The organism is Streptomyces flavofungini (assembly GCF_041028215.1).
GTDB lineage: Bacteria > Actinomycetota > Actinomycetes > Streptomycetales > Streptomycetaceae > Streptomyces > Streptomyces flavofungini_B.
In genome coordinates, this window is the sequence record NZ_JASKYR010001079.1 from 1 (window position 1) to 1,869 (window position 1,869).

Annotated in this window: 1 protein-coding gene; it reads left to right on the forward strand. The window is 70.8% G+C overall.

The features are described from left to right. Nucleotides 1-1,862: peptidoglycan D,D-transpeptidase FtsI family protein (locus tag AB8Z36_RS38555; RefSeq protein ID WP_369218022.1), on the forward strand; the 1,862-nt coding region annotated here is incomplete at its 5' end. Between the last annotated feature and the right edge of the window lie 7 nt (nucleotides 1,863-1,869).

Genomic DNA, 1,869 nt, shown 5'->3' on the forward strand with positions numbered 1-1,869 from the left:
GTGCGGGTGCCGTTCCTGCCCGCCGCCCGGCGGCCAGGAACGGCACCCGCACCATCCGCCTCGGCAGCCCCCGGCCCCGGCTGCGCATGGTCAGCCTCGGGCTGACCCTGGTGATGCTCGCCTTCGTCGTACGGCTGCTCCAGGTGCAGGCCGTGGACGCGGACACCTATGCCGCCAAGGCCGAGAAGAACCGCTACTTCACCCACACCCTGACGCCGGAGCGCGGGCGCATCACCGACCGGGGCGGCGTCGAACTCGCCGCCAGCGTGGACGCGTACGACATCACGGCCGACCCCTCGCTGTTCACGCCGAAGGAGATGAAGACCAAGGACGCGCCGGAACAGGCCGCCGCGCTCCTCGCGCCCATCCTCGGCCAGGACGCCGCCAGGATCACCGCGAAGCTCAAGACCCCCGACACCCGCTACGTCCTGCTGGCCCGCCGGCAGACCCCCCAGGTGTGGAAGCAGATCAAGGACCTGCGCGGGGCGCTCGCCGAGAAGGCCACCGCGGACCCGGCCTCCCCGAACGTGCTGGCCGGCGTCCTCGCCGACCCCAGCAGCAAGCGGGTCTACCCCAACGACGACCTCGCCGCCGGGATACTGGGCTGGGTCAACACCGAGGGCAAGGGCGCGGGCGGCCTCGAACAGCAGCTCAACAAGCTCCTCGCGGGCGAGGAGGGCAAGATCCGCTACGCCCAGTCCGGCGGCCGCCAGGTGCCGACCGCGGGCTCCATGGAGACGCCCGCCGTGCCCGGCTCCGACGTCGAGCTCACCATCGACCGGGACATCCAGTGGGCCGCGCAGAAGGCCATCAGCGACCAGGTCGGCAAGTCCGGGGCCGACCGGGGCTACGTGATAGTGCAGGACACCAGGACCGGTGAGGTCCTCGCGATGGCCAACGCCCCGGGCTTCGACCCCAACGACCTCTCGCAGGCCAACGGGGCGGCGCTCGGCAACGCCGCGCTCCAGGACGCCTTCGAGCCCGGTTCCACCGCCAAGGTCATGTCGATGGCCGCGGTCCTCGAGGAGAACGTGGCGACGCCCGGCACCCACGTCACCGTGCCCAACCGGCTGCACCGCGGCGACCGCCTCTTCCAGGACGACATCGACCACCCCACCTGGTCCCTGACGCTCAACGGCGTGCTCGCCAAGTCCTCCAACATCGGCACCATCCTGGCCACCGGCCAGCTCGGGGACACGCAGAAGAAGGCCAACGCGGTCCTCCACGACTACCTGCGCAAGTTCGGCATCGGCAGGGAGACCGGACTCGGCTTCCCCGGCGAGACCCCCGGCATCTTCGCGCCCGCCGACAAGTGGTCGACCTCGCAGCAGTACACGATCCCCTTCGGCCAGGGCTTCTCGATCAACGCCATGCAGGCGACCTCGGTCTACTCGACCATCGCCAACAACGGCGTACGGGTGCAGCCCACGCTCGTACGCGGCACGAAGGGCCCCGACGGCCGCTTCACGCCCGCGCCCAGGCCGAAGAAGACCCGGGTGGTCAGCGACGGGACGGCGAAGACCCTGGCGCGGATGCTGGAGTCCGTCGTCGACGACGAGGAGGGCACCGGCACCAAGGCCCGCATCCCCGGCTACCGCGTCGCGGGCAAGACGGGTACGGCCAACCGGGTCGACCCGGCGACCGGCCGCTACAAGGGCTACACCTCGTCCTTCGCCGGTTTCGCCCCCGCCGACAAGCCGCGCGTCACCGTCTACTGCGCCATCCAGAACGCCACCCAGGGCAGCTACTTCGGCGGCCAGATCTGCGGCCCCATCTACAAGAAAGTCATGGAGTTCGCCCTCAAGACGCTCCAAGTCCCGCCCACCGGCAAGGGCCCGGCCCGCCTGCCGGTGACCTTCTAGCCCGAAG